This is a genomic window from Halomonas sp. 707D4, from assembly GCF_024158685.1.
Lineage (GTDB): Bacteria > Pseudomonadota > Gammaproteobacteria > Pseudomonadales > Halomonadaceae > Vreelandella.
On sequence record NZ_JAMZBD010000555.1, the window covers coordinates 1 to 1,814 of the forward strand.

At 63.7% G+C, this 1,814-nt stretch carries 2 protein-coding genes; one reads left to right on the plus strand and one right to left on the minus strand.

Annotation, left to right across the window (positions count from 1 at the left end; genetic code table 11):
• Positions 1-1,035: aldehyde dehydrogenase family protein (locus BIS11_RS16495; protein WP_253586576.1), on the plus strand; the 1,035-nt coding region annotated here is incomplete at its 5' end.
• A 113-nt stretch (positions 1,036-1,148) separates the two neighbouring features.
• On the opposite strand, the gene BIS11_RS16500 is transcribed toward BIS11_RS16495, so the two are convergent.
• On the minus strand, positions 1,149-1,541 hold the full coding sequence (locus tag BIS11_RS16500; protein WP_253419619.1) for a hypothetical protein: 393 nt from the start codon (positions 1,539-1,541) through the stop codon (positions 1,149-1,151).
• Positions 1,542-1,814: the final 273 nt, after the last annotated feature.

The window sequence follows — 1,814 nt, forward strand, 5'->3', positions numbered from 1 at the left end:
CCCTGGAACTTCCCGATCCTGATGGCGGTGTGGAAATTGGCGCCGGCGCTCGCCGCCGGCAACTGCGTGGTGTTGAAGCCCGCCGAGCAGACGCCGGCCTCGGTGCTGGTGCTGATGAAGGTGATCGGCGACCTGATCCCGCCCGGGGTGGTCAACATCGTCAACGGCTTCGGCGAGGAGATCGGCCAGAGTCTCGCCACCAGCAAGCGCATCGCCAAGATCGCCTTCACCGGCTCCACCCCGGTGGGCTCGCACATCTTGAAGTGCGCCGCCGAGAACATCATCCCCTCCACGGTGGAGCTTGGCGGCAAGTCGCCGAACATCTACTTCGCCGACATCATGAACGCCGAGCCCGCCTTCATCGACAAGGCGGTCGAGGGGCTGGTACTGGCCTTCCTGAATCAGGGCGAGGTCTGTACCTGCCCGTCTCGCGCACTGGTGCAGGAGAGCATGTACGACGACTTCATGGCGAAGGTGCTCGAGCGCACCAAGGCGATCAAGCGTGGAAACCCGCTGGATACCGAGGTGCAGGTCGGCGCCCAGGCATCGCAAGAGCAGTTCGACAAGATCATGTCCTACATGGACGTGGCACGCGACGAGGGTGCCGAGTTCTTGACCGGCGGCAACAAGGCGAGCATCGAGGGCGATTTCGGCAGCGGTTACTACATCGAGCCGACGATCCTCAAGGGCAACAACAAGATGCGCATCTTCCAGGAGGAGATCTTCGGCCCGGTGGTGTCGGTCACCACCTTCAAGGACGAGGAGGAGGCGCTGGCGATCGCCAACGACACCGAGTTCGGCCTCGGTGCCGGCGTCTGGAGTCGCGACATCAACGTGGCGTTTCGCATGGGCCGCGGCATCCAGGCCGGGCGGGTGTGGACCAACTGCTACCACCAGTACCCGGCCCACGCCGCCTTCGGCGGCTACAAGAAGTCCGGCGTCGGCCGCGAGACCCACAAGATGGCCCTCGAGCACTACCAGCAGACCAAGAACCTGTTGATCAGCTACGACATCAATCCCATGGGCTTCTTCTAGGCCCGCCTCGGCACCTCGATGCCCCTTCCAGCGCGAACACCCGGCCAATGGCCGGGTGTTCGTTCGATGCGGTCAACGTGAAACCGATGCGAAGGTGGACGTGAAACGCGTGCTTACTGCGTGAGCGCTTCGCCTTCGGTATTGGACTCTTGCTGGCCTCGCTCGGCGCGCTTGTGCTCGCGATGCTCGCCGCGAACTTCCTGCATCGCGTCCCGCACTGCCTGCTGCTCTTCATCGGTCAGGATCTCGGCGACCCGGGCGTGATGGTCGTCGCGCAGCGACTTCATGGCCTCGAAGAACTCGGTGTTGGCTTCATCCAGCGCCTGCTGCTTCTCTTCGTCGATGCCGGCGCGCTGGTAGACTTCCTGGCGCTGCTCTTGCCGGTGCTCGCGCATCTGGGCACGATCTTCGTCGGCGTGCGGGCCTGCCTGGGCGGTCAGGGCGACGGGAGCGAGCACGGCGGCGAGCAGGGCAGGGGCGGCGAGTTTGCGAATGACGTTTTTCATGGCGTACCTCGTGGATCGATACAGTGAATGACGTAAGCAGCCTCAGTATCGAAGGCGTCGGTGTAAAGTCATTGCAGAAACTGTGCAACAACCGTGATCTTATCGAAGGCCCGCACGACGGGTCGTATCCACCCAGAACAAGGAGTCATCGATGCAGGTCGTTCACGCGGTTCGCCGCTGTCTCGGGCTCGGCGGGCTTTCGCTGATGCTGAGCGGCTGTGGGGCGATGCACCTGGCAAGCCCTGGCGAGCCGGCCCTTGGTCAGGTACGCCC